This is a genomic window from Leptospiraceae bacterium, from assembly GCA_025059995.1.
Lineage (GTDB): Bacteria > Spirochaetota > Leptospiria > Leptospirales > Leptonemataceae > SKYB61.
Map to the genome: position 1 here is coordinate 421,846 of JANXCF010000001.1, position 24,869 is coordinate 446,714.

26 protein-coding genes are annotated in these 24,869 nt (G+C 33.1%); 20 read left to right on the forward strand and 6 right to left on the reverse strand.

What is annotated here, in order from left to right; genetic code table 11:
- Window positions 1-38 precede the first annotated feature (38 nt).
- The 16 genes from NZ853_01955 to NZ853_02030 all read left to right on the forward strand — a co-directional run bounded on the left by NZ853_01955 (window position 39) and on the right by NZ853_02030 (window position 14,975).
- Window positions 39-2,504 (forward strand): 1-acyl-sn-glycerol-3-phosphate acyltransferase, encoded by a 2,466-nt coding sequence (locus tag NZ853_01955; protein MCS7204440.1) that lies wholly within the window; start codon window positions 39-41, stop codon window positions 2,502-2,504.
- Window positions 2,494-3,306, forward strand: a complete 813-nt coding sequence (locus NZ853_01960) for a class I SAM-dependent methyltransferase (GenBank protein ID MCS7204441.1) — start codon at window positions 2,494-2,496, stop codon at window positions 3,304-3,306. The genes NZ853_01955 and NZ853_01960 overlap by 11 nt, the downstream gene beginning before the upstream one ends.
- Before the next feature lie 15 nt (window positions 3,307-3,321).
- Window positions 3,322-4,356 carry a hypothetical protein gene (locus tag NZ853_01965; GenBank protein ID MCS7204442.1) on the forward strand — a complete coding sequence of 345 codons (1,035 nt, stop codon included), beginning with the start codon at window positions 3,322-3,324 and terminating at the stop codon, window positions 4,354-4,356.
- A 16-nt stretch (window positions 4,357-4,372) separates the two neighbouring features.
- Window positions 4,373-5,650, forward strand: coding sequence for a nicotinamide-nucleotide amidohydrolase family protein (locus NZ853_01970; protein ID MCS7204443.1), 1,278 nt, complete (start codon window positions 4,373-4,375; stop codon window positions 5,648-5,650).
- A 14-nt stretch (window positions 5,651-5,664) separates the two neighbouring features.
- Entirely contained in the window at window positions 5,665-6,231 is a 567-nt protein-coding gene (locus NZ853_01975) for a hypothetical protein (protein ID MCS7204444.1), read from the forward strand.
- Window positions 6,232-6,252: 21 nt separating this feature from the next.
- Window positions 6,253-6,891, forward strand: coding sequence for a carbonic anhydrase (locus tag NZ853_01980; protein ID MCS7204445.1), 639 nt, complete (start codon window positions 6,253-6,255; stop codon window positions 6,889-6,891).
- 54 nt (window positions 6,892-6,945) lie between these two features.
- The gene (locus NZ853_01985; GenBank protein MCS7204446.1) at window positions 6,946-7,332 is read left to right on the forward strand and encodes a cyclic nucleotide-binding domain-containing protein; all 387 of its coding nucleotides are present in this window, start codon (window positions 6,946-6,948) and stop codon (window positions 7,330-7,332) included.
- 4 nt (window positions 7,333-7,336) lie between these two features.
- Window positions 7,337-7,792, forward strand: coding sequence for a cyclic nucleotide-binding domain-containing protein (locus tag NZ853_01990; GenBank protein MCS7204447.1), 456 nt, complete (start codon window positions 7,337-7,339; stop codon window positions 7,790-7,792).
- Window positions 7,789-8,805 carry a hypothetical protein gene (locus NZ853_01995; protein MCS7204448.1) on the forward strand — a complete coding sequence of 339 codons (1,017 nt, stop codon included), beginning with the start codon at window positions 7,789-7,791 and terminating at the stop codon, window positions 8,803-8,805. Before NZ853_01990 ends, NZ853_01995 begins: the two co-directional genes overlap by 4 nt.
- Before the next feature lie 627 nt (window positions 8,806-9,432).
- On the forward strand, window positions 9,433-9,870 hold the full coding sequence (locus tag NZ853_02000; GenBank protein ID MCS7204449.1) for a DsrE family protein: 438 nt from the start codon (window positions 9,433-9,435) through the stop codon (window positions 9,868-9,870).
- A 151-nt stretch (window positions 9,871-10,021) separates the two neighbouring features.
- Window positions 10,022-10,735 carry a DUF4198 domain-containing protein gene (locus tag NZ853_02005; GenBank protein MCS7204450.1) on the forward strand — a complete coding sequence of 238 codons (714 nt, stop codon included), beginning with the start codon at window positions 10,022-10,024 and terminating at the stop codon, window positions 10,733-10,735.
- 18 nt (window positions 10,736-10,753) lie between these two features.
- Window positions 10,754-12,448 (forward strand): hypothetical protein, encoded by a 1,695-nt coding sequence (locus NZ853_02010; GenBank protein MCS7204451.1) that lies wholly within the window; start codon window positions 10,754-10,756, stop codon window positions 12,446-12,448.
- Window positions 12,449-12,452: 4 nt separating this feature from the next.
- Complete coding sequence (locus NZ853_02015) at window positions 12,453-13,100, forward strand: energy-coupling factor ABC transporter permease (protein MCS7204452.1); 648 nt, start codon at window positions 12,453-12,455, stop codon at window positions 13,098-13,100.
- Entirely contained in the window at window positions 13,097-13,687 is a 591-nt protein-coding gene (locus NZ853_02020; GenBank protein MCS7204453.1) for a hypothetical protein, read from the forward strand. The genes NZ853_02015 and NZ853_02020 overlap by 4 nt, the downstream gene beginning before the upstream one ends.
- Window positions 13,641-14,423 (forward strand): energy-coupling factor ABC transporter ATP-binding protein, encoded by a 783-nt coding sequence (locus tag NZ853_02025; protein ID MCS7204454.1) that lies wholly within the window; start codon window positions 13,641-13,643, stop codon window positions 14,421-14,423. The genes NZ853_02020 and NZ853_02025 overlap by 47 nt, the downstream gene beginning before the upstream one ends.
- A 39-nt stretch (window positions 14,424-14,462) precedes the next feature.
- The gene (locus NZ853_02030; protein MCS7204455.1) at window positions 14,463-14,975 is read left to right on the forward strand and encodes a polyhydroxyalkanoate synthesis regulator DNA-binding domain-containing protein; all 513 of its coding nucleotides are present in this window, start codon (window positions 14,463-14,465) and stop codon (window positions 14,973-14,975) included.
- A gap of 3 nt (window positions 14,976-14,978) precedes the next feature.
- Here the strand turns inward: NZ853_02030 and NZ853_02035 are convergent, their stop codons facing one another.
- Window positions 14,979-15,239, reverse strand: coding sequence for a lipoyl domain-containing protein (locus NZ853_02035; protein MCS7204456.1), 261 nt, complete (start codon window positions 15,237-15,239; stop codon window positions 14,979-14,981).
- Between the two features lie 199 nt (window positions 15,240-15,438).
- On the opposite strand from NZ853_02035, the gene NZ853_02040 reads away from it, so the two are divergent.
- The gene (locus NZ853_02040; GenBank protein MCS7204457.1) at window positions 15,439-16,734 is read left to right on the forward strand and encodes an aminotransferase class I/II-fold pyridoxal phosphate-dependent enzyme; all 1,296 of its coding nucleotides are present in this window, start codon (window positions 15,439-15,441) and stop codon (window positions 16,732-16,734) included.
- Here NZ853_02040 and NZ853_02045 read toward each other — a convergent pair.
- From NZ853_02045 to NZ853_02065, 5 genes are all read right to left on the reverse strand, one after another.
- Entirely contained in the window at window positions 16,709-17,293 is a 585-nt protein-coding gene (locus NZ853_02045; protein MCS7204458.1) for an energy transducer TonB, read from the reverse strand. The genes NZ853_02040 and NZ853_02045 overlap by 26 nt on opposite strands.
- Entirely contained in the window at window positions 17,280-17,675 is a 396-nt protein-coding gene (locus tag NZ853_02050; protein MCS7204459.1) for a biopolymer transporter ExbD, read from the reverse strand. The genes NZ853_02045 and NZ853_02050 overlap by 14 nt, the downstream gene beginning before the upstream one ends.
- Window positions 17,662-18,285 carry a MotA/TolQ/ExbB proton channel family protein gene (locus NZ853_02055; protein MCS7204460.1) on the reverse strand — a complete coding sequence of 208 codons (624 nt, stop codon included), beginning with the start codon at window positions 18,283-18,285 and terminating at the stop codon, window positions 17,662-17,664. The genes NZ853_02050 and NZ853_02055 overlap by 14 nt, the downstream gene beginning before the upstream one ends.
- Window positions 18,286-18,409: 124 nt before the next feature.
- Window positions 18,410-21,097: a TonB-dependent receptor gene (locus NZ853_02060; GenBank protein ID MCS7204461.1), complete on the reverse strand. Its 2,688-nt coding sequence runs from the start codon at window positions 21,095-21,097 to the stop codon at window positions 18,410-18,412.
- A gap of 100 nt (window positions 21,098-21,197) precedes the next feature.
- Window positions 21,198-21,515 carry a hypothetical protein gene (locus NZ853_02065; protein MCS7204462.1) on the reverse strand — a complete coding sequence of 106 codons (318 nt, stop codon included), beginning with the start codon at window positions 21,513-21,515 and terminating at the stop codon, window positions 21,198-21,200.
- Between the two features lie 165 nt (window positions 21,516-21,680).
- Between NZ853_02065 and NZ853_02070 the strand changes: the two genes are divergently transcribed.
- From NZ853_02070 to NZ853_02080, 3 genes are read left to right on the forward strand one after another with little or no spacing between them, the layout of a single operon-like run.
- Window positions 21,681-21,980 carry a hypothetical protein gene (locus NZ853_02070; protein MCS7204463.1) on the forward strand — a complete coding sequence of 100 codons (300 nt, stop codon included), beginning with the start codon at window positions 21,681-21,683 and terminating at the stop codon, window positions 21,978-21,980.
- Window positions 21,977-22,435 (forward strand): hypothetical protein, encoded by a 459-nt coding sequence (locus tag NZ853_02075; GenBank protein MCS7204464.1) that lies wholly within the window; start codon window positions 21,977-21,979, stop codon window positions 22,433-22,435. Before NZ853_02070 ends, NZ853_02075 begins: the two co-directional genes overlap by 4 nt.
- A gap of 2 nt (window positions 22,436-22,437) precedes the next feature.
- The gene (locus NZ853_02080) at window positions 22,438-24,867 is read left to right on the forward strand and encodes a hypothetical protein (protein MCS7204465.1); all 2,430 of its coding nucleotides are present in this window, start codon (window positions 22,438-22,440) and stop codon (window positions 24,865-24,867) included.
- Window positions 24,868-24,869 lie beyond the last annotated feature (2 nt).

Consider the following 24,869-nt stretch of genomic DNA (forward strand, 5'->3'; position numbering starts at 1 on the left):
TGACATCTTTAAGAAGAATCATGAATATTTAATTCTGTATGACAACAGAAAAAGATATCCCGTTTAGTGAAGATACTGCGACGATAATTATCGGAGGCGGTCCTATGGGGTTTGGACTTGCGGAAGTTCTTCAGAAGAATTTATCTCATTTTTATTTGTGGGTGTCTGACGGTTTTTTGTATAGAAAATGGAAGGATCATTACTCGATAGAAATTGAAGGTTTGATATTTACAAAACCACGAAATTTAACTTTAGTAAATGGTTATGATTTCTTTCATAAACATTCATTGCTAATTATATTTGCTTTGCCATCTCGTCAGTTTGAAGAAACTTGCGAAAATATTTTTTTAAATTTGAATCCGAAGTTTCATTATAATTTTGTGTTAGTAACCAAAGGTTTTTTGAACAATGCGAATCGAAGAAAATATGGGGTTTATACTTTCCATCAGTTGATTCAGGAACTTCAAAAAAAACATCAGATTGATGGGAATTTAGCTATCTTGAGTGGTCCTTCTTTGTTGTATGATATAATTCACAAAAACCATATTTTTCTTGATGTGGCTACCCATAGTAAGGAACTATATGAAATTCTTAAACAAATCTTTCATCAACCTTTCATCCATTTCTCTTCTCATACTGATTTACTTACTGCTGAATTGGGTGCTATTTTGAAAAATCCCATTTCGATTTTAGTAGGGATGATTTCGGTTTTACCCAATTGTGGAAGTAGTATGATGGGAGAGATAGCATCGAGGGGTTTTTTGGAGATGATGGAATTAGCAAAATCTCTGGGAGCAAATTCAGAATTACTTCTAAAACGTTCTGGGCTTTCGGATTTTATGTCAGCTGTGTTTAGCCCTCATAGCAGAAACAGAGAATACGGAAGACAGTTTACGGAAAAACTCCTCAAAGGTCAAAGCAAGCTGAATTTATTAGAGCAAATACAAATGTTTCTTATGCCATCTTATTTTATTGAGAAAGAAATCATGATGAGTCAAAATTTAGCAGAGGGTGGGTTAATGATAACACCAATTCTTGAGATAGCAAAAGAGAAAAATATAGAACTGCCATTATACAAAATGCTTTATCATATCCTTTTGAGGAAAAATGCTCCTCAAGATGTATTGATGCTGCTATCAGAAAAAGAGATCAAATTTTCTCAATTACCTGTTTTACGAAAAAAGAAGCGAATCGAGTTAGTAGCATCAGGTAGGATGATTTCAAATGTTCTAAAAGAAAGGATTCTAAAAAAAATCATGTATACTCCTAATATGCATGCGCGTATCAAAAGACAATCCTCCCATATTATAAGTTCATTGGAGAGACGAAAAGAAAAAGCACTCAAACAAAATCTCATGAAAGATGTAAAAAATTTCGAACAAGAAATTCTTTTATGGAAGGAATTAGAACAATCTAAACCAGAAGAAGAGATCCTAAAAATCGAAGCGATTGTTGAATTCTACATTTCCAACATTGTGGATTATTTCATAGCTCCTATTCGAACTTTTTTGATTTATTTTGTTATGCCATTTCGACTTTTGATTGGAAAATTTCGACGAGGATCAATCGGTCCTTTTGTGGGTGGACATGTTAAAGAAGCAAAAGAAGTAGTTGATAAATACCCGGTTTTCTATGCGCCTACACATAAAAGTCACTTGGATTCTGTTGAACTGGCATATGGTTTGTTTTTTCAAGGATTACCCATACCCAGAGTGGCAGCAGCAAGTGTTTTGATGTCAAATCCAATTTGGGGAGCATTTTTGCGATCGTTGGGAGCTTATGTGGTAGATCGAGAGAATACAAAAAATATTTTATATTTAGAAGTTCTGTCTCAATACAACGTGATGATGTTGGAGTCAGGTATTCCAGCTTTAGCCTACCCCGAAGGAACGAGAAGCCGGAATGGAATGTTTCAATCTATAAAGACGGGATTGCTTTCAACAGCTATTGATGCGTATCGTGAGTCAGGAAAAGAAGTCGCTGTGATTCCATTGGCAATCTCTCATCAATGGGTACCAGAAGATTTATTATTTACAAATCAAACAAAAAAGGTGAGCTTTTTTACTTATGCCACAAGAAGAGGAAAAGTATATTTTGATTTTGGAAAACCCATTTTGGTTTCTCGCTTTGCAAAGTATGATAATCCTACTGAAGAAATAGCAAAAATCATACTCAAAGAGTGGAAATATCATTTTCGTGTTCAAGAGCATTTTGTCATAAGTAAACTTTTATATGAACATCCGGGGAAAGACACAGAAGAAGAACTAAAAAAAGAAATTGAGAAGTTCGTAAAAACCTATCCTGGCACGATAACTACAAAGAATGTAGAAGTTCTATTCAAAAACGGAATCAAAATTCTCAAGAAAAGAAGTATCATAAAAGAAACTTCTAAAGGTTTTGAAATACTGAATCCCTATCTTTTGGAATACTATGGAAACATGATACCTGAATTTACAGAAGAAGATATTGCTTATATTAAAGAAAATGAAAACAATGAAAACTAATACCGATTGGGATGCTCAAGCCAAATGGTATGATGGGATTGTAGGAGAAAAGGGTTCTTATTATCATCATGAGGTGATCATTCCAACACTTCTAAAAGAAATGGGAAATCTCGAGAACCAATCAGTTTTAGATTTGGGATGTGGACAAGGTTTTTTTTGTAGAATCCTCAGTGAGAAAAAAGCGAAAGTGGTGGGCATTGATTTATCCCAAGAGTTGATTCGACTTGCCAAAAAGTATCCAAACGATAGGATTCAGTACTATGTTGCTAATGCTGAGGAACTTTCTTTTCTACATGATGAGATGTTTGATTTTATCGTAAGTATTCTGTCTTTGGGGAATATGCGTGATTTGGACAAAGTATTTCGTGAAGTTGCAAGGCTTCTAAAAACAACAGGAAAGTTTTATTTTGTAATCATTCATCCCTGTTTTCGTATCCCTCGACAAAGCCAATGGGAATACGATGATAACCAAAAGCTTCAATATCGAAGGATACAGCGATACTTATCGGAATTGGAAATTCCCATCATCACTCATCCAGGGAAAGTCTCAAGACAAAAAGAACTTCAAGATCAAGATTATACCATTATGTTTCATCGACCACTGTCTGTTATCATGAAGCACTTAAAAAATCATAATCTCTTGATAAGCAATCTAATAGAACTGACATCAAATAAAGTCAGTGTAGGAAAAAGAGCCAAAGCAGAAAATCAAGCCCGAAAAGAAATTCCCTTGTTTCTTCTAGCAGAAGTAGTAAAAAAAGAAGTATCAAGAAATTCGAATTTGGTTAATCATAAATTATGAGTTTGGGTTTCTTTTATGCAATATAAGAAATACGAGGATTTAATCAGGTCTATAAACAAATATTCGATTGATGAACCCTTAGTTGTTGTTGTTTATGGAAAAGACATTCAGGTTTTTAATTTTATTTCTGAATATGTAGAAAAAGAAAAATACAAACACGTTCCTGTTGAGGTTTCGGTTTTAACTGGTGAGCAGGAGGATGCCGGTATTTTCATTAATGATTTGTATAACTTTACTTTGTTTATTCCGCATCGATTGTACGTGATCAAGCAAGCACAAGTTGTTTTTAAAAATTTAAAAAACACCGCCATAAAAGAAATTCCTCCAAAAACTTGGGTTCTTGTGGAATACGAAGGAGATTTTCCAAAAAAGCTATTTTCTATTCCTGAGAATCAGCTATTTCTATACGAAACACGAATTTTATATGATAACCAAATTGATGAATTCATTCGTTCCTTAGCAAAAGAATTGAATCTGGTTCTTTCAGAAGAAGCTATAAATGAAATGAAATTACTCTTTCCTCCAAAAGAATCCATTTTGAGAACAGCAATCTTGAACATAGAAAAAATCGTAAAAACCACAAAAGAACAACAAGAACCTTACTATATCACCTACGAGGACATTCGAACAATTTTTTATCCTTCAGGAGGTTGGGATGTTTTCAAAATCATCGAAGCATGTTTTGATAGGGATCTGATTACATTTTTAGTAGAAATCGAAAAATACAATCCCCCAGAAGATAACTATTATAACTTACTAAAGAACTTATTAAACAAAACGGATGAAATACGAAAATATCTCATTGGAAAAAGATTAAATTTTGATCACAAAGAAATGATAAAAATTCTGAAGGCAGAAAAAAAGCATCCCTTCATCCAAAAAAAACTCCTCGCACAATTAGAAGAATATAGTAAGTTCTACACCATAGAAAAATTAGAAAAAATTTATCATTTTTTGGTCGATATTGCCTTTAGCTTTCGGCAAAACATAGATGATCATCAAAAAAAAGTTCTTTTCGTAAAAAGGTCAATCGAGGTATTTTTCAGCTGAATCAATAAAAAACCATATGAATAATTTTTGGATTTTTTCTACAGGAACCGAATTAGCGAGAGGTTATTCAAAAGATACTAATAGCTCAGAGATTGCTCAAACCCTATTAGAGAATGGCTTTAATGTTTTGGGAATCTCCATATTGCCAGATGATAAAAAAATTTTAAAGTCAAATTTTGTTGAAAAACTTTTAGAGGAGAATATTGATGGTATTATCATCACAGGAGGGTTAGGACCTACAGATGATGATCATACAGTCGATGTCTTGAGGGAAATCACGCAGAAAGAAATCATAATGCATCCGGAAACAACAAAAAAAATAGAAGAAATTGCTAAAATCCGAAACATTGATTTTGATATAGCAAAAAAACAAGCAAGGATTTTAAAAGAGTCAATTCCAATTTTGAATCCTGTAGGATTAGCTCCAGGAATGATAATAAACTATCAAAATAAGGTAATCATTGCTTTACCTGGAGTTCCATTAGAGATGAAATCCATGCTTTCTTATGTGATAGAATATCTTGATAAGTTAAGAAAAAAAGAATTCTATGAGAAAAAGAGATTTTATCTATACAACGAGCCTGAGTCAGAATTTCAAAAGAATTTTCATCATTTACAAAGAGAAGTGATGGGTTCTTTTAGTTTTATTAGTTTTACATGGGGAGTATCTGCAAATCCTGGATACCTGAAAGTGTTTGTCGAAAACAAAGAACCAAGGCTTTCAAAAAAATTTGCTCTGCTCATAGAAAAAATTGAAGAATTCTACCGAGAAAAATTTCTCAATCAGCCCATTGAATGGGAACTCCAAAGTATTTTTGTGCAAAATCAAAAAACATTGAGTATTGCAGAGTCTTGCACCGGAGGATTGTTAGGAAAAATCTTGACAGACATTCCGGGTTCATCCAAGTATTTTTTGGGTACGATTGTATCATATTCAAATGAACTAAAAATCAATATCTTAAAAGTTCCGAAAGAAATTATTCAAACCTATGGAGCTGTAAGTAAAGAGTGTGCAGAAGCAATGGTAGAGGGGGTGGTGAATCTAACAAAGTCTGACTATGGAATTTCTATCACAGGCATTGCAGGACCTGACGGGGGAACGAAAGAAAAACCTGTGGGCACCGTATTTATTGGCATAAAAACACCCGAGAAAACTGAAGTTCATAAAATTTATTATCCTTCTCAAAGTCGTGAAAGGATACGAGAATACTCAGCTTACACGGCAATTTTTCTTCTATACAAAGAATTCTATAAAAATATTAAAAAAGATTTACAAAAAAAACATAATAACTAAATTAAAATTTCATTATGGAAAAACAAAAATATGTTGAACTTTTCAAAGGTTTAACGGAGGGTTTAATACCTTTTGAAGAAGAAGGTTTTATTATAGTTGTGAAGTTTGATAAAAAATCCATGTATACTTTGATGGAATTGATTTCTTTCAAGAATGTGAAGAATATAACTCCTACAACAACGGGTGTTACCTTTCATTCTGATGGATTTAAAACATACATCATTTACGAGCCTAATAACTATCAGTATCGGTTTCAAGAACCCTATCTAAGGGAGAAGGAAGCACAAGCTCCCTTACGATTTAGTGAAACGGTAATCATTGACTTACCAAAACGAGATCGGATTTTGATCTCAAAGGAACCCTATACAAGTTATGGGAATTTTACCATAGAACATCCTGAGCAGGGGAACTTTGTTTATTACATATACGGACAAGATCCAAAAGAAGGAGAAAAAAATATAAACAACTTTGTTGGACAAATTTTGAATAAAGATTTAGGGGTTCCAAGAAGTATTTTACCAAAAGTGTTTGAAATTTTAAAATCCAACATCTCTAAATTCAGACATTTTACTTCTGATTGATTATAAAAAGAGGAGTTTGATATGAGTTCACTACAAAAACTGTTAGAAGGAAACAAAAAGTTTTTGCAGCAAATTCAAAAGGATCACCCTGAGATTTTTCATCAATTAGCCGAAAGTCAGAAACCTGAGTTTCTGTGGATTGGTTGTTCTGATTCACGAGTTCCTCCAGAGGTGATTACGAATCAACCACCTGGAACTATTTTTGTTCATAGAAACATCGCGAATCAAATTTCACCTAATGATATGAGTGTGCTAAGTATTATTTATTTTTCTTTGAACTATTTAAAAATTAAGAACATCATTGTTTGTGGGCATACAAACTGCGGAGGAGTTTTTGCATCCCTCAGTTTAGCAGAAAATAAGGGTTCTTATGGGTTTCTCGAAAACTGGCTACATCCCATCAAAGAATACTACAATAGCATCAAGAAAGAATTATTGCAGGAAGAAAATGTGCATGAAGTGAATGAGCAAAACCAAAAACACGTGGCAGATAAATTATCAGAGAAAAATGTCCTCAAACAGATGGAAGTTTTTAAAAAGTTGAGTATCGTTCAAGAATATTTGCAGAAAGAAAACACAACATTGAATGTATATGGCATGATTTATGACGTAAGAAATGGAGAATTACGATTATTAAAAGAAGAACAAATAAAATCTTAATTATTTTACTGATTTAAGAAAAATACATTGTTTTGAGAGAAATTTCCAAGTTTTATGCAGTTAGAAGATTTAAAGCAAGATGGGAAAATTCTAAAATTTTCCAAAGGGGAAAAAATCTATGATCAGAAGAGTTATTTGTCAGATATAAAAGTATTCTATATCCTTAAAGGTCAAGTATTGTTAAGAAAGAAATATACATCTCTTGTAAAAGATGAGTTTCTCTTGCAAGAGGGGGAGTTATTTGGGTTTCTGGAAATATATCATAGCAAAATTCGTTTGATGGAAGCCGAAGCAAAAACAGATGTGGAGGTTATTGGAATGGATCGAATTACGTTTGAAAGATTGATTATCTCAAATATGGAACTATCTCTCAAAGTCATAAGAAATCTTAGTAAAATTCTAAGAACGGCGAATCAACGAATCAAACACTTACCCAAATAGAAGCATGGAAAAGGAAAAGCAAGAATGGGATTTGCTCAAGTTGGGGCTAGAAGGTGAGCAAGCCATAACTAATGAACTGTTCTTTAAGTTTGGGAGGACTTACGAACCTAAGCAAGTTATCCTAAAAGAAGGAGATAAAGGAAAAGATGTTTATTTGATTTTGTCTGGAAGAGTAGTTGTTGCAGAGAAATTGGCATCCTCTAATCAATACAAGGTTCTTACTACTCTCGGTCCTGGTGAGATTTTTGGGGAAATGGCAATGTTTGATGATCAGCCCAGATCTGCGACCTTAGTAGCAATTGAGCATTGTAAAATTTTAGTTTTGAGTCCTGAGAACTTCGAAAGAATTTTCAGAACCCATCCAAGATGGGCGCTAAAAATTGTAGCAGCTCTTTGTAAAAGAATTCAGAATGCGTTTGAACAGATCGATTCTTATTACAGAGGTAGTAATAAAACATGATAAAGAACTGGATACAAAAACAAGTTCCGTTATCAGTGGTCATTCAAGATTGGGCAAGACCAAGAGATTTGATTTTTATTCATAAAAATGAAATTCCTAAAAAAATATTAAATTTTTTTTATCAATATGAAATTAATCAATTACCAGGAGGACTCTTCTTAGGGGATTATCGAAATTACCACCTTGCTATAATTTGCAGTAAATACAATATAGTAAAAGCTCAAATCATGCAGCTTATTCAAGAACTGGAAGAAGAAGTTCAAAATAACTATAAAAATCATGAAGATGTTTTTTTCGTTCAATTAGAGAAGGAATTTTCTAATGAGTTATTATTAGAAAGAAATCTATTTCCGTTGTTCATAGTTCTTTGGAAGCCAGAACGACCTCTATTTGAGTCGCTCCTCTCAGGAGGAGAAAAAGAAAGCAATGTTTACATTAATGAGTTAAACAATATAAAATTTATTCAAACAAGACAGAATATAAAGAATGAAGCAGAAAAGCTCAAGTATCGATTTAAAAAAATTGTTTTTTCTGAAAGCAAATACATATACAAGGGTTATGTGAGAGAAACCAATCACGAAGTAGTAGGAATGTTTTCATCGTGGGAAAGAGAAAATTATTCAAGTGAATATTGGATGGGACTTGTTGATCAATTAATTTATTCTGATTATCGAATTTTAAAAGTCGAAGAACTAATTCAACAGAATTACCTTCAAAACCAACGTCTTGGTTTAATTGAGCTCTACAAAACAGGATACATGAATGGGATTTTTTATAACTTCTCAGCTTTTTTTAAAAGAGCTTCAAAAAGACGTGTGTATATTCTTCCTGATTACAAACGTAAAAAAAAGTTAATTACTTCATTGAATATTAAAAAAAATGATGAGGTTCTTTTCTTCCCAACAATGGAGCTTGATGCTCTAAAGAATTTTTTGTTTTTGAACAATGAAGCATTTTTCCAAAAAATCAACAAAAACAAAATAGGGACAGCCTATAAGCTCGTTGCTGAGTGAAATGATGTTGAAGCTGTATTTATTTATAGATTTCAAGAGAAATTATTTTAAGAAAATTTTATGATAAAAAAAGAATTTATTTCATCAAGATAATTAATTTTTCTCTTTTTTCTTCGCTTCCGATAAAAAATAGTTGATTTTTGAAAAAAATATCAAAAATTTTGCATACTTAACATTTATTTTACATTTTTGAGGAATAGCGATGGAAAGCGCAAATGAAAATTTTTCAAACATAGATCGCAAGTATCACATTTCAATTTTTGATCCAACTTCTGGGAAAAAAAAAGAATTTTTTATTTCCTATCACCATGAAGATGAGAGCTTTGAAGATTTAATTAATCAGATTGAAAACTTCTTTGAAGATGACGAAAGTAATGTTTAAGTTTGACTTTGTATAAATAGATTCTAAAAAGATTTGGAGATAAAAACGTGATTTAATCAAAGTATTTATTTCTTTAGATAAAGATAAGTTATACTTTAGCATTATGAAAATTTAATTTTCATTTAAAACTACTTTAAAAACTACTTTCTAATGATGCATAAATTTTATCAACGCTTAAAATTTTCATTTTTTATATACCCCCACTTAGTATATTGGTCTTAATTAAACATCAAAGGAGGTGAAAAGTGAAAGTTCAATTCCTTAAATCCATAATGGTATTGACGTTGGTTCTGGCTTTGCCTTTTGGTCTGGCTGCTCAAGAAAAAACCAAGACAGATGCTAAAAAAGCAGAAATGAAAAAAGTATTTGTTAGTTTGGGCACAGATCAAGGACTAAGAACCGGCATGGCATTGAATTTTTCAAGGATGTCCCTCAAAAATGGGAGCCCTACGACTCTATGGTTAAATGCTGAAGGAGTCAAGCTTGCTGATGCAAACGCAGCTGATAGTGAACAAAGAATGATGCTAAAAGAATTTATCTCTAAAGGCGGGAAAGTATATGTATGCCCCGTGTCATCTGCTAAGTTAGGAGTGACAAAACTGATCGATGGGGCTGAATTTTCTAAGTTCGAGATCGTATATGAACAAATCAAAGATCCAAACGTTATATATTTAAGCTGGTAATGAAAACAAAACAGCCAAATGGTCCTGCCTCTGGTTCTTTTATCATTCTACAAAATTCCTTCACTAACTAAGTAATTTCTAAACAATTCACAACTAATAAAAGCTTTTTTTGATTGACTTCAATAGTTTCAAGATTTTAGTAATATTTTAAATGAAAAAGTATTACTTTATATTCTACTTAACGTCAATATTTCTCGATAGTGATTTATTGTTATCTCATGACCTTTGGTTTGAGTCCGTATCTCAATACTGGATACTCAAATATGGACATATAGAAAATCATAAAAACCAGGAACATCAAGAAAGTTTAAAAGAAATACCCTATAAGAAAGAACAAATACTAAGATTATCTTGTGTTCACAAATCCCAAAAATCCATAGAAGAGATAAACAATTTTTCTGCTCCTGTGAAGTTATCTTACTGTCCTGTATTTTGGGTAGAGTTTACTTCTTTTTATTGGCATCAAACCGTAGAGGGACTAAAACAATCTGAACGCATTTCGATTCAAAAACAAGATGTGCTCGATAGCTGGGAATCGATTGAAACTCTCAAGCAAATTCAAGAGTGGAATGATCACTTATCAAATCCTCTCTCTGAAAGCTTAGAGATCATACCTCTGGAAAATCCTTTTCGAAAAAAATTAGGAGAAAAAATACAAATCAAAATTGTTTATAAAAAAAATCCAGCAAAAAATATCCCTGTATCTTATTACGACGATGTTCGGGGAAATACGGATGAAGAAGGAATAATTCGTGTTCGGCTAAGGAAAGCAGGGCTACAAGTCATCAAAGCTACTTTGACAGATTTTGGCTATAACCCAAAAAGAATTATCACAGCCAGCTTAGTTTTTCAACTTCACAATTAAAGAAAGAAGGAGGAGAAAATGAAAAAAATTTTACTATTTTTATTTACATTACTTTTCCATCAAACTTTAATATTTTCCCATAGTGTTTCCGTTAAAATGTTCGATGCACCTTCAAAGGTTTTTCAAATTCAGTTTTCTGATGGAACTTATTATGCTTTTGAAAAATGTGAAATGAAGTTTTTAGTCAACAATGAGTATAGAACCATTCAAGTTATTTATACAAATGAGTCTGGGAAATTAGCATTTTATCCCGAAAAAACAGGCAAACATCGATTGCAGTGTTTTAGAGAAGATGGACATGGGGTTTTTTATGAATTTGACGTAAAAGAAATCACAGCAACAAAAATTGAAACTTCTACTCATAACTATTCAGAATACTATGGTGTTATAGCGATTCTGGTTTTACTGGGGATTGGTGTGTTTTATTTTCTGAAAAAGAGAACTTCGTCATCTTTGACAATCTTAATGCTGTTTTTTACTTATAATTCTCTTTTGGCACATCATGGTATAGCATCTCTGGGTAGTGTGGGAATTCGTGGACCTGGTGCTGCAGTGGAAACTTCTGCACAAGGGGTCCTTCCTCAAAATACCTCTATTTTCTTGCTTAAGTATGATGAACCAGTGTTCAAAACCTATACTCCCGAAAGAGACGAAGAAATACCTTATAATCGATTTTTACTTTATGGTTTAGGTTATGGTTTTACTTCTTATTTTAGTGTATATGCTTTTATTCCTTATAACGAAAAGGTTATTGAAAATAATCAATTCAATACTTCTGGTTTTGCGGATTTAAGTATTTATGCTGTGTTAGGTTTTAAGTATGACGAAACATTTTATTGGAATCCTTCTCAAGAGAGTTTAGATGATTTGCAGGATTATCATTTCTCAGTGTATGCAGGAACAAGTTTACCCACGGGAAATCCAAACGTAAAAAATGTGGATAACGAGATTGACCCGGGATTTTCGTTAGGTTTTGGAAAACCCTATTACATCTTAGGAGGAACGATTTCAAAGTTTTATGATGCCTTAACGTGGAATTTTGAGGTTTCTTACTTAATGTTTCAATCTTATCGTTATGCGAATAACATAGAAGCAAAGTTTGGTGATGAATTCCGAGGCAACTTAGCATTGATTTATAGATTTTATTTCAATGAAAAACAAAGTTGGAGGTTTGATGGGTTTTTAGAATTCAACTATCTAAAGATTTTACCGGATGAAGAAAAAGGAGTATCTCAAAATACTCTTCTACAATTTATAGCAAATCAAACTTCAACACCCATCAATCAAGAATTAATCCTTCAACAAATAACTTTCAGTAAAATCCCTCCATGGAAACTCGAAGAAACCTTAGTAGGAATTGAACAAACAAGTTTTATTCCGCCTTCGAATATAGGCGATGTCGTTTTATCTACATTAGGGCTTGGTGAAGAACCTAGTGGAACAGAGGTTTTGTATCTAACCCCTGGTTTTAGGGTTTATTTTAGAAAAATGAGTTTGGGATTAGGAGTGAAATTTCCAGTTTATTCAAATCCTAATCAACCAAACTTAACTGAAATTTACATAATTCGAACCTTGCGGGAAGTCATCGATGGAACTCCCCTTGATGTAAGAGATATTCTCTGGGAATACAAGATTTTAGAAAAACATTTATATCAAGGTGCGGAAGGAACTGAGAAATACCGATTGATTTTATCGTTGTCGTTTATCATATAAAGATATGCATGTTCCGGACGGATTTTTATCGCCTCAAACTTATTTAAGTCTATATGCAATCAATCTTCCAATATGGATTTACTCAATAAAGAGATTTTCGAAAAGTGTCCGTCCGGATGAGCTTCCTCGTTTAGCCCTCAGTTCAGGTTTTGTTTTTATTTTGACCTCAATTCAGTTTCCCATTATTGGAGGAACCACAGTTCATCTTTTAGGAATAGTCATAACGACTTTACTTTTTGGTGTGATCAAAACATATTTGATTTACACAGTAGTTTTTCTTTTGCAGGCGACTCTTTTGGGTATGGGTGGGGTTACGTCATTGCCATTAAATACCTTTGCGATGGGATTTTTGGGTCCTCTTTCAGTTTATTTTCTTGATAAGACGTTGAAAAATATTCTTCCTCAGACTTTTTTAATCATTCTTTTAAATTTTGTTTCGATTTTTTTGGTGGTTTTATTTACCAGTTTTGTTTTAGGAATACAGCCAGATATCGCAAAAGGAAAAGATGGAAATCCATTGTATTTTCCTTTTCGTTTCCCTGTTGTTTTTTCGGCAATGTTGATTTCTCATTTACCAATTATGGTTTTGGAATCAGTAGTTTCGAATTTATTTATGAAGTTTGCAAAAAAATTAGAATTCTATCAGAAATGATTCTTTTAGTTTTTCTTGTGGGAGTTGTTTTATTGTCGTTGATACAGGATTGGCAGATTGCTTTTCTATTGTTTTTGATTTTGATTTTTTTGAATAAAAAAAAGTTAAATCAAAAGAATTTCTGGATGAAATGGATATTCATTTTGATCATAACCCAAATTACGGTTTTTTCGTATGTTGTTGTGAAATACCTTTATGAAAGAATTTTTTTGTGGGAGTTTTATCTCCTTTTTCAATTGAGAGTGATGAATATTTATTTGTTTTCTTTTTGGTTTTTTGAGCGTTTTTCTTTTTTTGATGTGTTGAGTTTTTCAAAAGATTTGATTATTTTTTTTAGTATTGCTATAAGCGTAATTTTTCATTATTCAAGAGTTATTAAGGAATATCCTGAAATTTTAAAAAGTAGAGGTTATAAACTTTCAGGAATCAAAGAAAATCTTTTATTTTATAGCAATTTTTTAATAAATTTATTTATAAAATTTTCTAAAGAAATAGAAGAAATTTCGCAAATATTAGAATCTCGAGGAGTTTTTTATTCTTATGACTCAACCTATAGTTCAAGTTCAAAAGATAAAGTTTTTTTATAAAAATTCACAAAATCCCATTTTTCATCATTTAGAATTTTCTATACAACCTGGTCAAAAGATTGCTTTGATGGGAGTCAATGGTTCAGGAAAATCAACATTATTAAAGATTTTGAATGGAATCTTATTTCCTCAAGAAGGAGAATATTTTTTTGATCAACAAAAAATTACAAAGCAAAGACTAAAAAACAAAGAGTTTCATCTTGAATTCCGAAAGCGTTGTGCACTTTTGTTCCAAAATTTCGAATTTATGCTGTTCCATTTTAAAGTGATTGATGATTTGATATTCACTTTGAAAATCTTGGATTATTCCAAAGTTGAAATTCAAAGAAGATTAGAAATTTGGAGTGAGCGTTTTCAAGTTCAAGAACTTCTGAATGAAAATCCTCTTTTTTTGAGTAGTGGGCAAAAAAAAAGAGTGGTATTAACTTCTTTGTTTATGTTGGAGGCTGATTTGTTGTTATTGGATGAACCATTTGACAATTTAGACCCTATCCACACGGGGGTTCTTGTGGATGTAATCAAACAAAGCAAAAGCACAATTTTATTTACTACTCATAATTTTGAGCTTTCAAAAGAAATTTGTGATCATTTATGGATATTGCATCCTAAATATAATTTGCTTTACCAAGGGAGTTTTGATGATTTTTTTAGTAATAATGAGGTTTTATACAAATCTGAACTATTCCACTTTCATTCCGAAAAGGATTCAGCTCATATTCATAGTTGGAATAGCTAATATTAGAAAGAATTATCTCAAGTTATAACTCATTTTCGAATGTTAATAATAAAGAAATACAGTAATCGAAGGCTATACGATGTTCAAACCAGTAAAATCATCACCTTGGATAAAATTGTAGAGTATATACTTCATGGTGAAGAGATCGTAGTCATTGATAACAAAACAGGAAAGGACATCACATCAAAGGTTTTAGCTCAAACCTTCATGAAGCTGGCATCTAAAAACAAAAATGATGATTTTACCAAATTTCTTTTTTATTCCCTCATTCGAGAACTTAAAAGTAATTTGGCAAACTTTTTGAGTCGACTCATCCAAGGTGGGATTGGAACAGAATTTCTAAATACCGAAAGGTTAACGAAAATTGTTGAAGAATTCATCGGAAAAGGAGAATTAACAATTCACGAAAAAGAATCCTACTTAAGGCAAATTCATGAGAAACTACAAAATCAAAATCAACTTTTGGACGAACTAATCCGAAAAGAAATCCTCAAAAACCCCGAGTATATAGAAAAACTTTTTCAATATTTGGACAAAAGAGAATCAAAATAAAAATTATGACGAAATAGAAATTTCAATGATGGCTAATTCTTCCCCAATTTGAACGGTTTCCCCTTCTTGTTTATGTATTTTGATGATCCTACCTTCGAACGGAGACTCAAGAGGAAAAGAAGCTTTGGAGGTCACAAGTTCACAGAGTTCTTGTCCTTCTTTGACTATATCACCTTCTTTTATGTTCCATTGAACCAGTTCAATCTTATCAGGCTCTCCGATGTCTGGAACCAAAAGGGGAACGATTTTTTTTTGGATTAACATAAACTAATTTTAAGAGTTATCAAGCTAAGTCAAGAGAAAAAATTACAAACGGAGGAAGTATAAAATCGTTCAGAGACGTAATGTATTTTACAAAGGTTTAACTTTGATAACCAAGTTTTTAATAAGGCTGATTTGATTATATTTTGAATTGTTTTTTACTTTTCATAAGGAAATTTGTTGGAAATTTTACTTATAGACTATGAGGTTTCATTTATCTGATTTTGGTTCTTTGTATCAAAATGATTCTGGGATTTTTCTTTTAATGGAAGATTTAGATCAAGCTCTTAATCAGAATCCCAATATTTACATGTTGGGAGGTGGAAATCCGGGATTTATTGCCGAAATACAGGAATATTTTTATAAAAAATTTAAACTTTTTTTAGAAAACAAAAAGGATTTCTTTCAATCCATTGGGATTTATGACTCACCATTAGGAAATGTTGAGTTTCGAAAAGAGCTGGCAGGTTTCTTTAATCACCTTTGGTCCTGGGATATTTCCGAAGATCACATTGCCATAATGCAGGGTAGCCAAAATGCTTTTTTTATTTTACTCAACATTTTTTCTGGTTGGAGTAAGCAACTAAAACAAACCCTCAAAGTATATTTTCCCTTAGTGCCAGAATACATTGGCTATGAAAATATACCCATTCAAGAGGATGCTGTTATATCGACTTTGGGGAAAAGGCGTCAAGTCGATAACTATCATTTTTACTATGAACTGGATAAAGATGAAATTTTAAAAACAATTGAAACCGATGGTTCTATTGGCTGTATGATCATTTCCAATCCTACCAATCCAACAGGGAAGGTGTTTTCTCTTGAGGAATTGAGATTTCTCAAAACCATTGCCGATGACTATCGTATCCCTGTGATTTTGGATTTTGCGTATGGTGAGCCCTTCCCCGGCATTGTCTATAAGAAACAAGAATTTCTTTATTCAGAAAACTTTATTTATGTTTTTAGCTTTTCGAAGACAGGTTTGCCGGGTTTGAGGGCTGGCTTTGTTATCGCTAATCCTGATATTATTTCCATCATTGGTAGGATCCAAGCCATCCATCATTTGGCACCATCTCGAATAGCGTCCTTTGTTTTGAAGGGTGCCTTCGAGAATTTGGAATTTTATCATTTGTGTTCCCAGTACATCAAGCCATTTTATGAAAAACGAAGAAATCTCGCATTGTCATTACTTACAAAATATTTTTCCTCAGATGAAATTCAAATACACCAATCCGAAGGTGCCTTTTTCGTGTGGGTAGAATTTCCAAAGTTAAAAATCCCCATCATGGATTTGTATGAGATTTTAAAAAAACATTCGCTGATTATTGTGCCTGGAAAGTTTTATTTTGTTGGAAATTCTGCCCATGCAAACGAAACCAAAGCAATTCGTATTAGTTTTTCTCAAGCCGAAGAAACCATCGAAAAAGGAATAGAGATTTTAGCAAAAATCACAAAATCCTATATTGATACTTCTATTCAAGAAAGTATTTTAAAGTAATCACTAATTCCAAGAACTCTTTGTTTTGAAGTTCTGCAGGGAAAGGTTCAAAAGGGGATGCTCGATGGATTGTGTTGAGGGTTTCTTGAATAAAATTGTTGTTTGTCCCCTCAATCACTTCGAGCTGTCCCAGATGTCCATTTTTATGAATGATGATTTTGACCTTCACATGTCCTTCTCTTCCAAAAAATAATTCTACTTTTGGGTATTGTTTTTTACTTTCAATCTTTTGTAGAACCCTAGCAACGTAGTGATTTTGAAGGTTTCCTTCTGAACCTTGTATGTCTTGTTGGTGTGATGTTTGAGAATTTGTTTGTGTAGTGGGCATTTCTTCAGAGGTAATTATTGGAACTGTTTGGGTTTTTGTTGCTTTTTTTTCGTAAAGTTGAACCGGCAAAAGGACGCGATTTTCTCCTGCTAAGGAATAAACATCTTTAGGATTTCTGCTTGTAAAAAGAACACCAAGAACCAAAAGATGAAACAAAACCATAAACAAAAAAAAACTATCACCCTTGATGATTTTTTTTTCTATGTAATTTTGAATTTTATTCCACTTCATATTCTAATAGTAGCTCTACACTTTTGGATTTTTTGATTTCTGAAAGAACTCTAACTACAATTCCATAAGGAACGTCTTTATCAGCTTTCAAAATGATTTTTTCTGTATGGGATTGAATCAAAAATTCAGAAATTTGATTGAGGCTGATGATTTGCTGGTTCCAATATATTTCGTAGTGATTTTTTTCATAAACAATTGATATAGTGGGGATTTTCCCTTTTACCTCAATAAGATTAACTTCTGATTTCGGAAGTTGGATATTCAAAAAAGAGTGAATTTTCCCTACATTCAAAATCAGAAAAATAATCACAAGAAAAATCACATCTACAAGAGGAGTTATATCGATGTTGAAACTTTTCTTTTTATACTCAAACTTGTTCATAGAACGAAAATCGAAGAGATAGAGCTGTATTCATCATGCTGATTCGCTTTTCTACTATTTTGTCCAAGATGAAGTAAAACACATAACTTGTGATGGCGATAATTAACCCGAAAGCCGTAGTGATCATGGCGACCCAAATACCCTCGGCAATACGCTCAGGTTGTATTTGCCCATCCTCGAAGGAAATGTTTTGAAATGATTGAATCATTCCAATCACAGTTCCCAAAAGTCCTATTAACGGTGCGGTCTGAGCATTCAGCACCAACACTGAGATTCGTTTTTGCAGGTTTTGTAAGAGTTCTTCTCCTTGGATTTGGATTTGAGGTTCTGAGTTTTGTTTTTTTTCTAAAATGGTTTTTATAAGGATTAGGGTTTCGTTTGTTTTGGTTTTCTTTGGGAATTCTCTTTCGATATGACTCCAGATTTCGTCGATTTTGAGTTTTTGGTATTGGATTAGTTCGATAAGTTCGAGAAGTTTTGTTTTATTGATGGATGTGTAAAAGAGAAAAATAATTCTTTCTAAAAAGATGCTCAAAGATAAAATTACTTGAAAAAGCATTGGCCACATTAAAAATCCGCCTTTAAAAAACAAATCAATTAGTTCATTCATACAACTTTGATTTTTTTTATGCTTGAGCTAATCAAGAAAAATGGAGTCTTCTTTATCGAAGACTCCCAAGTGGTCTTGCCTCTGGTTTTTAAAACTTTCAAATGGGGTGGGTGTGGGATAATAGCTAAAATTTCATTTCTAAGTTTACATATATACTTCTTCCAGGTTCAGGAATTCGCAACCCAGAGGCAAATAGGTCTCGTAAATATGAGAGGTGTTCATAATACAATCGATTGAATAAATTGTTGATACCAGCATTGAGTTTAATGAGATTTCTTCTATCAGGATTGATTTCGTATGAGAAACGCAAATTCGCTATTCCCCATCCTGCTGTTCTTCTTTCTCCAATGTTTCTATCAACGAGTTTTTGGGAGTCAGCAAAAACTCCTTCTAATTCTACAGAGAAACGATTCATGAGGTATTCTAACGCCAACTTTACTTTGAGGGGTGGGATCTCGGGCAGGTTGGTATCTTCGGTTTCGTTGATACCTCTAGTGTAGGAGAGTCCTCCTTTCAAGATGTAGTTGTCAGTAAGGGAATATATCATGCGGGCTTCTCCACCATACATGACTGCATCCACTTGCTTGAAGGTTCGTCCAAATCGACCAAAAATATGATTTCCAAGGGGTGAACCAATAGGATTAGCGGGATTTAAATTCGTTCTCTGTATTCCAATCGAATAGGTAATCAAGTGATTTATGTATTGATAGAACTTCATTCCGTTGATCTCAGCGAAATAGATGGGATCATCTCGTGTGATGTTTCCTAAAATATGATCTGGTGTATTTCGAACTACGATGTAGTTGTCCAATTTGCTATAAAACAAATCAAAATCAAATTTAAGGTTGAGTGATTTGGTTTCTAATCCTACGTCAATTTGACTATTTCTTGTAGGTTTCAAAGTGGGATTCCCTACGAGGTCAGGAGCTGTAATACGTCCCATTCGTATGACGGCAAAATACAGTTCTTGAGGATCAGGAAAGCGAACTCCATATCCCAGACCTAACTTTGTCACTAAAGAAGGATTGATTTCGTAATCCCATTTGATATAACCACTTCCTTCGCCGTATTTTCTTTGAGGTTGTTTTGGTGGTAGATAAACTTCCGCATCAAACACAGTAAAGGTTTGATTCAAATCAGGGATTTCGGTATTGAATTCCACATACTTAAAGTAAGCAAAGGGTTCGTAGGCAGGATAATATAAATTGTAAACTATTCTTCGGTCCTTCTTAGCTTTGATTTGAATTTGGTCATAACGAATTCCGAATTTTTGGGTTAGTCTTTTGGAGATTTTTTCTTCATTCTCAAGATAGATGCTAATGTTTTGGGCTTCTGTGTCGGGAAGTGTTGCTTGTGTTCGGTAGAAAATCTGTCGTTGTAAGAATACAGCAGGATTAGTCATCCTCAAATTCATCATTGCGATTGATCCTGTAAGACCATTATATTCAATCATTGGTCCCATCATTCCCTTGAGAAGACTTTCAATTTGAGCATAATTGATGGGAGGTAGTTGTTGAGGATATTCTATTAAAAAATGCCCAGGATATGGCATTCTCATTGTGGTTTCGATGTTCCATCTTCGAATATAAGCATCAAGACCAATTGAAGTTTTCCCCATGAGGTTCATTTCACTTTCAACCTTCAAACCACGGATACCACTTTGTGCCCAACTCCTCATTCCATATTCACGAGATAAAAAGTTTGCTACACATCCTGAGGGATCAATGGTTCCAGCTCCAGGAGGAACTACGTGTGAAGAACAACGCAACTCATCGGTCATATCATGGAGGATTTCGTTTCCGTAGATTTTATAAGTGATGGTTTCGACTACGTCTGATACTTTCTTTTGCTTGTATGCTACTGAGACTTTTTTCATGTCATCCCAAATCATATCCATCAAGAGGTAGGGAGTAATATCATTATCACGGGCTTGATAACCCGCTTTAATTTCGAATTCGTGATTTTTGATAGGAGAAATTACCATTTCTAAATCTGCACCTCTACGAAATCCCATCACATTTCGTTTATCATACTCATAGCGATTTATTGATGGAATAGCTTGTAAAAAGTCTTCTTGGAAAAAATATGGAAATTCGTATCTTAAAACCTCGGTAAATACTTTTCTACCTGCAAGATCAATTGGACCAGAAAGTTGTTGTTGTATTTGATTGAATGCGATTGGATTCGAAACTCGTGCTATATAAAGGGGATTATCTACATCAGGATATAAAGAAGCTAAGGAGCGCTTATCTTCCTTAAAATAAGGATGATAACTATTATAGTTGCCGCTTACGGCTATTTTGAAGGCATCGCTGCCGTAGGAACTACGGAAATGTACCAGATTTTCGCTGAAACTTCCCGTTTGTAATTTAAGATAATTCTCTAAGCCAGTAGAAATTTTTCTGGATTCTAAGTAGACAGTACCCCCTAAACCTCCTTGATTTTTTACATCATAAGGACCTTTTATGACTTCGATTCTTCCCAAGTCTTGTAGGTTAATCAAAGAAGATGGTGGATCCATTCGGTTGGGGCATGCTCCGTAGATTTTTTCTCCATCTGGCAAAACATTGATGTTATCCCTCTGGAAGCCTCTAATGACATAATCCAAAGAACCTTTACCTCTTCGGATTCTATGCATTCCTTCAATATCTTTTACAATCTCACCAGCTTCTATGTAACCTCTCTCTGCTACTTCTTCGGCAATGATTTGGTTCTTCTGACCTTTCACGATGATGGTAGCCCGTTCCTGTCCCATCAGGTGGTAACTAACTAATATTATTGTTATTAACGTTGTGAGCTTTATGGTTTTCATATTTCCTCCTTTTTTTCATTCTTGTTTTTAAAATCAAAACTATGAAAGTTATTTTCTTTAACTTTTAAGTTTAATGAAGACAAGTCCTGTGGTGTTTATATTAAGGTGGTGCTCGTGAAAAGATTGGATAAAGTTCTAAACCAGCTACATCAAGATGAAAAATTTGGTGGATACTAATTTTTTCTATTAGGGCATTTGAATAAGCAAATTTATGGGAGTGATGAATTAACCAATAATTCCAAAAAGGAAAAAGTATGCTTAATGATGATTCTTGATTTATAATGCAAAAATTTAAATTTACGTGTGAAAAGCTTGAGCAAACATCGGTAAAAGGGTCTTTTTTCGGAAAAATCCTATAATTAACACCACTCAAATCATAACTACTATAAAATGTTAATATAATGATAGAATATACCATAATTTTGTTTGTTTTTTCATTTTTAGAAAGTTAATACAACGTTAATTTATCTTTATTTTTTGTCAATTCAATTTTGATTTGTCATTTATTTTGATGAATTTTTTAAAAACTACAATAAAAAAACAGCTTGTCAATAGAGATAATCGTCTTTAAAGCTCAAGAGTAATGGAAAAAAATGAGAAATTAACAGGAATTCAAGAACAAGAAAAAGAAAAGGTGGTTACCATACCCATCAAAGAGATAAACCAACTGAAAGTGATTTTAGCGATATGGTATAGTTACGTTCTTTCAAAGTCGAATGAAAGTTTTCCTCAGCAATCAGCTCAGGCTTTAAAAACTCCCATTGTCTATAACATAGAAAAAGATGAGTTGGAGCTCATCTTATCGGGAACAGAAGAAATGCTAAAAGAACTTACCCAGCATATCCAACAACTGAATCAAACAATTAAGCAGCAGAAGAAATGAAAAAGTTATGGTTATTTCTTTTGTTGTTATTTCCCCTTTGGGGGCTTCCTCCTTTCATTTCGTTTGAGGAACGAATCAAGGAATGTTCTTTTATTATGATTGGGAACATCAAGATTGTTTGGCAGAAGAGATTATTTGAAGATACCTATTTAGTTTCTTTTCTCGTAGAAACTCAAGAAATTTTAAAGAATACCTATCAAAATCAAAACTTAGAAATACCAAAAAACTTTTTTTTGTATATCTATGTTTATCCTGAGACTTATGAAAACAAAATCAAATTCAAACCCGAAGATGGAAAATACATTCTGTTTTTGAATCCGGTTGTGAAGGAAAATCAAATTGTGAATTTTGAACTTTATGAAGAAGAACCTTTTGCTTTGGAACCTTGGAGCAAAGAAAAAGAATTAGAAATTCGAGCCATCATATCTCAGCAAAATTCTACTTCTGAGGGATGATTGTGAGATTTTATAAAATAATAATAAGTGTGTTGTTGATTTTCGTTTACATTGAAAATCAAGTCAGTCAAGAAAGTTTTGATCCCGCTTCAGTGCAATCACCTACATGTAATCCAAAAGAACTCAAATGTGGGTTTTTACCTGTTCCACAAGAAGTAGAGGAGTCAATTCCCGTAGCAGAAAGTGTTTATATTTCTCATCGGGGATTACCAAAACAAGTCGATATGTCCAATCAATTACCACCAATCATGCATCAAGGAAGACAAAATAGTTGTATCGGATTTGCTGTGGGGTATTATACAAAATCATTTTATGAATATAAAGAAAATCAGTGGCAGTATGATCCTCCTATTACAGGTGGTAGTGGTGAGAAAGTTTTTTCTCCTTCTTTTATTTATAATCAAATCAATGGTGGCAAGGATCACGGAGCTTATTTTGTGGATGCTTTAAATTTAGTGATTCAAAAGGGAGTTTCTCCATGGAAATATATGCCCTATGATGAGAAAGATTATCTCTCAAAACCATCAGAAATGGCGATCAGAGAAGCAAGAAAGTACAAAGCAAGAAGCTACAGATTGATTCCTTTTGATCAGTTGGAAGCAATTAAATCTGAATTATCAAGGGGAAATTTGATTATTTTTGGCATTACTGTCGATGATCGTTTTTACAAATTAAAAAATCCAGCTATTTACGATCAACAAGGAGGAAGGAGCTATGGTGGACATGCGATGGTTTTAGTGGGTTATAATGATGAGTTACGATCACCAAATGGTCATGTGGGAGCCTTCAAGCTTGTAAATTCTTGGGGAAGTTCTTGGGGAGATAAAGGTTATGGCTGGATTACTTACAAAATGTGGTTGCTTCTTCGACCCCAAGCATATGTCTTGTATGATAGTTATCGGCTACAAAATATTACATCTCCTGAAGAAGAAGGTCAAATTATAGAAAACCCAAGGATGGTACAAGTTTCTCAAGGTGAGTTTCCCGATAAGATATTACTCAAATGGAAAAGAGTTCCACATGCATTGGCATATGGAATTCTACGCTTGGATCCCAATGCCGATAATTATCGCCAGATTGCTTATGTGGATAAGCCTTATTACGAAGATTATCAGATAGTGCCGGGAATTGCATATCAATACAGAGTTTATTCTATTTCTGATAATCAGACCTCAGACATAAATCAATCTGAAGTATTAACGGGTTATGCTGATGTAAAACAAGAAAAGAAATTATCACTAAAGATTTCAAACGTTCACGTAGAAATCAAATCAAATCAAATTCTGATCAAATGGGATGATTTTCCTAATGCAAGTTCATACCAAATACAGAAGTGGGATGAAAAGAACAAACAATGGCAAAAAGAAACCATAACAACAAAAGCAAATTCTTTTATTGAAAGAAAGTTTCAAAAAAATCAACGTTTAATTTATCGAGTTCGAGCCTTAGTCAATCAAAGTTTTACTGAATGGAGTGAACCTATTGAAGTCTCAATTCCTGGGGAATCCTTTCCTCCACAAGCCCCAAAAATCACACAAGTTTCTAAAGGCACTTACCGTGATAGAATTGAAGTGGAGTGGACACCCATCATCGGAGCAGAGGAGTATGCAGTTTTTCGTTTTGATTCAAAAGAAAATCAATGGGATGGACCTTACATCACAAAAGAATCAAAGTTTATTGATAAGTCTGATAAAATTCTTACTGGTGAACAGTTTATTTACGTTGTCTCAGCCATCAATTCAGCAGGCAATAGTCCTTATTCGAATTATGAAGTAGGATTTACAAATCCAAATATTAACAGAACAGGAGAAGTTCTTCCATCACCAAAGAACCTAAAAATCCAAACGAATGGCAAAAGAATACGTATCGAATGGGAACATGTCAATAATGCACAATCTTATTACATCTTTAGGAAATCCATAAAAGAAGATGAATACCAATTTTTAAAAGAAATACACCATCCCTCGAATTACTTTGAAGAAGAACTTCTCATACTATCTCCACATGACGAAGAACCACAAATTTTCTTTTACGTAGTTCGAAGTAAATCAGAATTAGGAAAAGAATCCGATAACTCGGAGCCAGTAGTAGCAATCTGGAATCCTCAACTACCCATCATTAAACCAAGAAGTATTGGTAATGTAGGGATAAAAAACTTTGTTGGGACATGGAAAGGAAAATCATGGGATGGAAAAGAATCAATCCAAGAATATCAACTCCAAATTTCTGATCAAGAAAACAAGTTGGTGGTAGAATTAATAACATCAAAAAGTATGAAAGAAGAGCTCTATGAAACTAATTATGTTCCTAATAGTACGATAGTGAAATTTCGTGATTTTGATTTAGAGTTCAAGAAAGATTTTGATTTACTCTTCTTTCGAGGGAAAGAAAAATTTCAAAATCAGGTTGTTGTCATGTCAAAAAGCCAATAGTT

Excerpts from the sequence above, each read along its gene's own strand:
- NZ853_01955 (MCS7204440.1), top strand. The coding sequence starts at position 39 with ATGACAACAGAAAAAGATATCCCGTTTAGTGAAGATACTGCGACGATA.
- NZ853_01960 (MCS7204441.1), top strand. The coding sequence starts at position 2,494 with ATGAAAACTAATACCGATTGGGATGCTCAAGCCAAATGGTATGATGGG.
- NZ853_01965 (MCS7204442.1), top strand. The coding sequence starts at position 3,322 with ATGCAATATAAGAAATACGAGGATTTAATCAGGTCTATAAACAAATAT.
- NZ853_01970 (MCS7204443.1), top strand. The coding sequence starts at position 4,373 with ATGAATAATTTTTGGATTTTTTCTACAGGAACCGAATTAGCGAGAGGT.
- NZ853_01975 (MCS7204444.1), top strand. The coding sequence starts at position 5,665 with ATGGAAAAACAAAAATATGTTGAACTTTTCAAAGGTTTAACGGAGGGT.
- NZ853_01980 (MCS7204445.1), top strand. The coding sequence starts at position 6,253 with ATGAGTTCACTACAAAAACTGTTAGAAGGAAACAAAAAGTTTTTGCAG.
- NZ853_01985 (MCS7204446.1), top strand. The coding sequence starts at position 6,946 with ATGCAGTTAGAAGATTTAAAGCAAGATGGGAAAATTCTAAAATTTTCC.
- NZ853_01990 (MCS7204447.1), top strand. The coding sequence starts at position 7,337 with ATGGAAAAGGAAAAGCAAGAATGGGATTTGCTCAAGTTGGGGCTAGAA.
- NZ853_01995 (MCS7204448.1), top strand. The coding sequence starts at position 7,789 with ATGATAAAGAACTGGATACAAAAACAAGTTCCGTTATCAGTGGTCATT.
- NZ853_02005 (MCS7204450.1), top strand. The coding sequence starts at position 10,022 with ATGAAAAAGTATTACTTTATATTCTACTTAACGTCAATATTTCTCGAT.
- NZ853_02010 (MCS7204451.1), top strand. The coding sequence starts at position 10,754 with ATGAAAAAAATTTTACTATTTTTATTTACATTACTTTTCCATCAAACT.
- NZ853_02015 (MCS7204452.1), top strand. The coding sequence starts at position 12,453 with ATGCATGTTCCGGACGGATTTTTATCGCCTCAAACTTATTTAAGTCTA.
- NZ853_02020 (MCS7204453.1), top strand. The coding sequence starts at position 13,097 with ATGATTCTTTTAGTTTTTCTTGTGGGAGTTGTTTTATTGTCGTTGATA.
- NZ853_02025 (MCS7204454.1), top strand. The coding sequence starts at position 13,641 with ATGACTCAACCTATAGTTCAAGTTCAAAAGATAAAGTTTTTTTATAAA.
- NZ853_02030 (MCS7204455.1), top strand. The coding sequence starts at position 14,463 with ATGTTAATAATAAAGAAATACAGTAATCGAAGGCTATACGATGTTCAA.
- NZ853_02035 (MCS7204456.1), bottom strand. The coding sequence starts at position 15,239 with ATGTTAATCCAAAAAAAAATCGTTCCCCTTTTGGTTCCAGACATCGGA.
- NZ853_02040 (MCS7204457.1), top strand. The coding sequence starts at position 15,439 with ATGAGGTTTCATTTATCTGATTTTGGTTCTTTGTATCAAAATGATTCT.
- NZ853_02045 (MCS7204458.1), bottom strand. The coding sequence starts at position 17,293 with ATGAAGTGGAATAAAATTCAAAATTACATAGAAAAAAAAATCATCAAG.
- NZ853_02050 (MCS7204459.1), bottom strand. The coding sequence starts at position 17,675 with ATGAACAAGTTTGAGTATAAAAAGAAAAGTTTCAACATCGATATAACT.
- NZ853_02055 (MCS7204460.1), bottom strand. The coding sequence starts at position 18,285 with ATGAATGAACTAATTGATTTGTTTTTTAAAGGCGGATTTTTAATGTGG.
- NZ853_02060 (MCS7204461.1), bottom strand. The coding sequence starts at position 21,097 with ATGAAAACCATAAAGCTCACAACGTTAATAACAATAATATTAGTTAGT.
- NZ853_02065 (MCS7204462.1), bottom strand. The coding sequence starts at position 21,515 with ATGGTATATTCTATCATTATATTAACATTTTATAGTAGTTATGATTTG.
- NZ853_02070 (MCS7204463.1), top strand. The coding sequence starts at position 21,681 with ATGGAAAAAAATGAGAAATTAACAGGAATTCAAGAACAAGAAAAAGAA.
- NZ853_02075 (MCS7204464.1), top strand. The coding sequence starts at position 21,977 with ATGAAAAAGTTATGGTTATTTCTTTTGTTGTTATTTCCCCTTTGGGGG.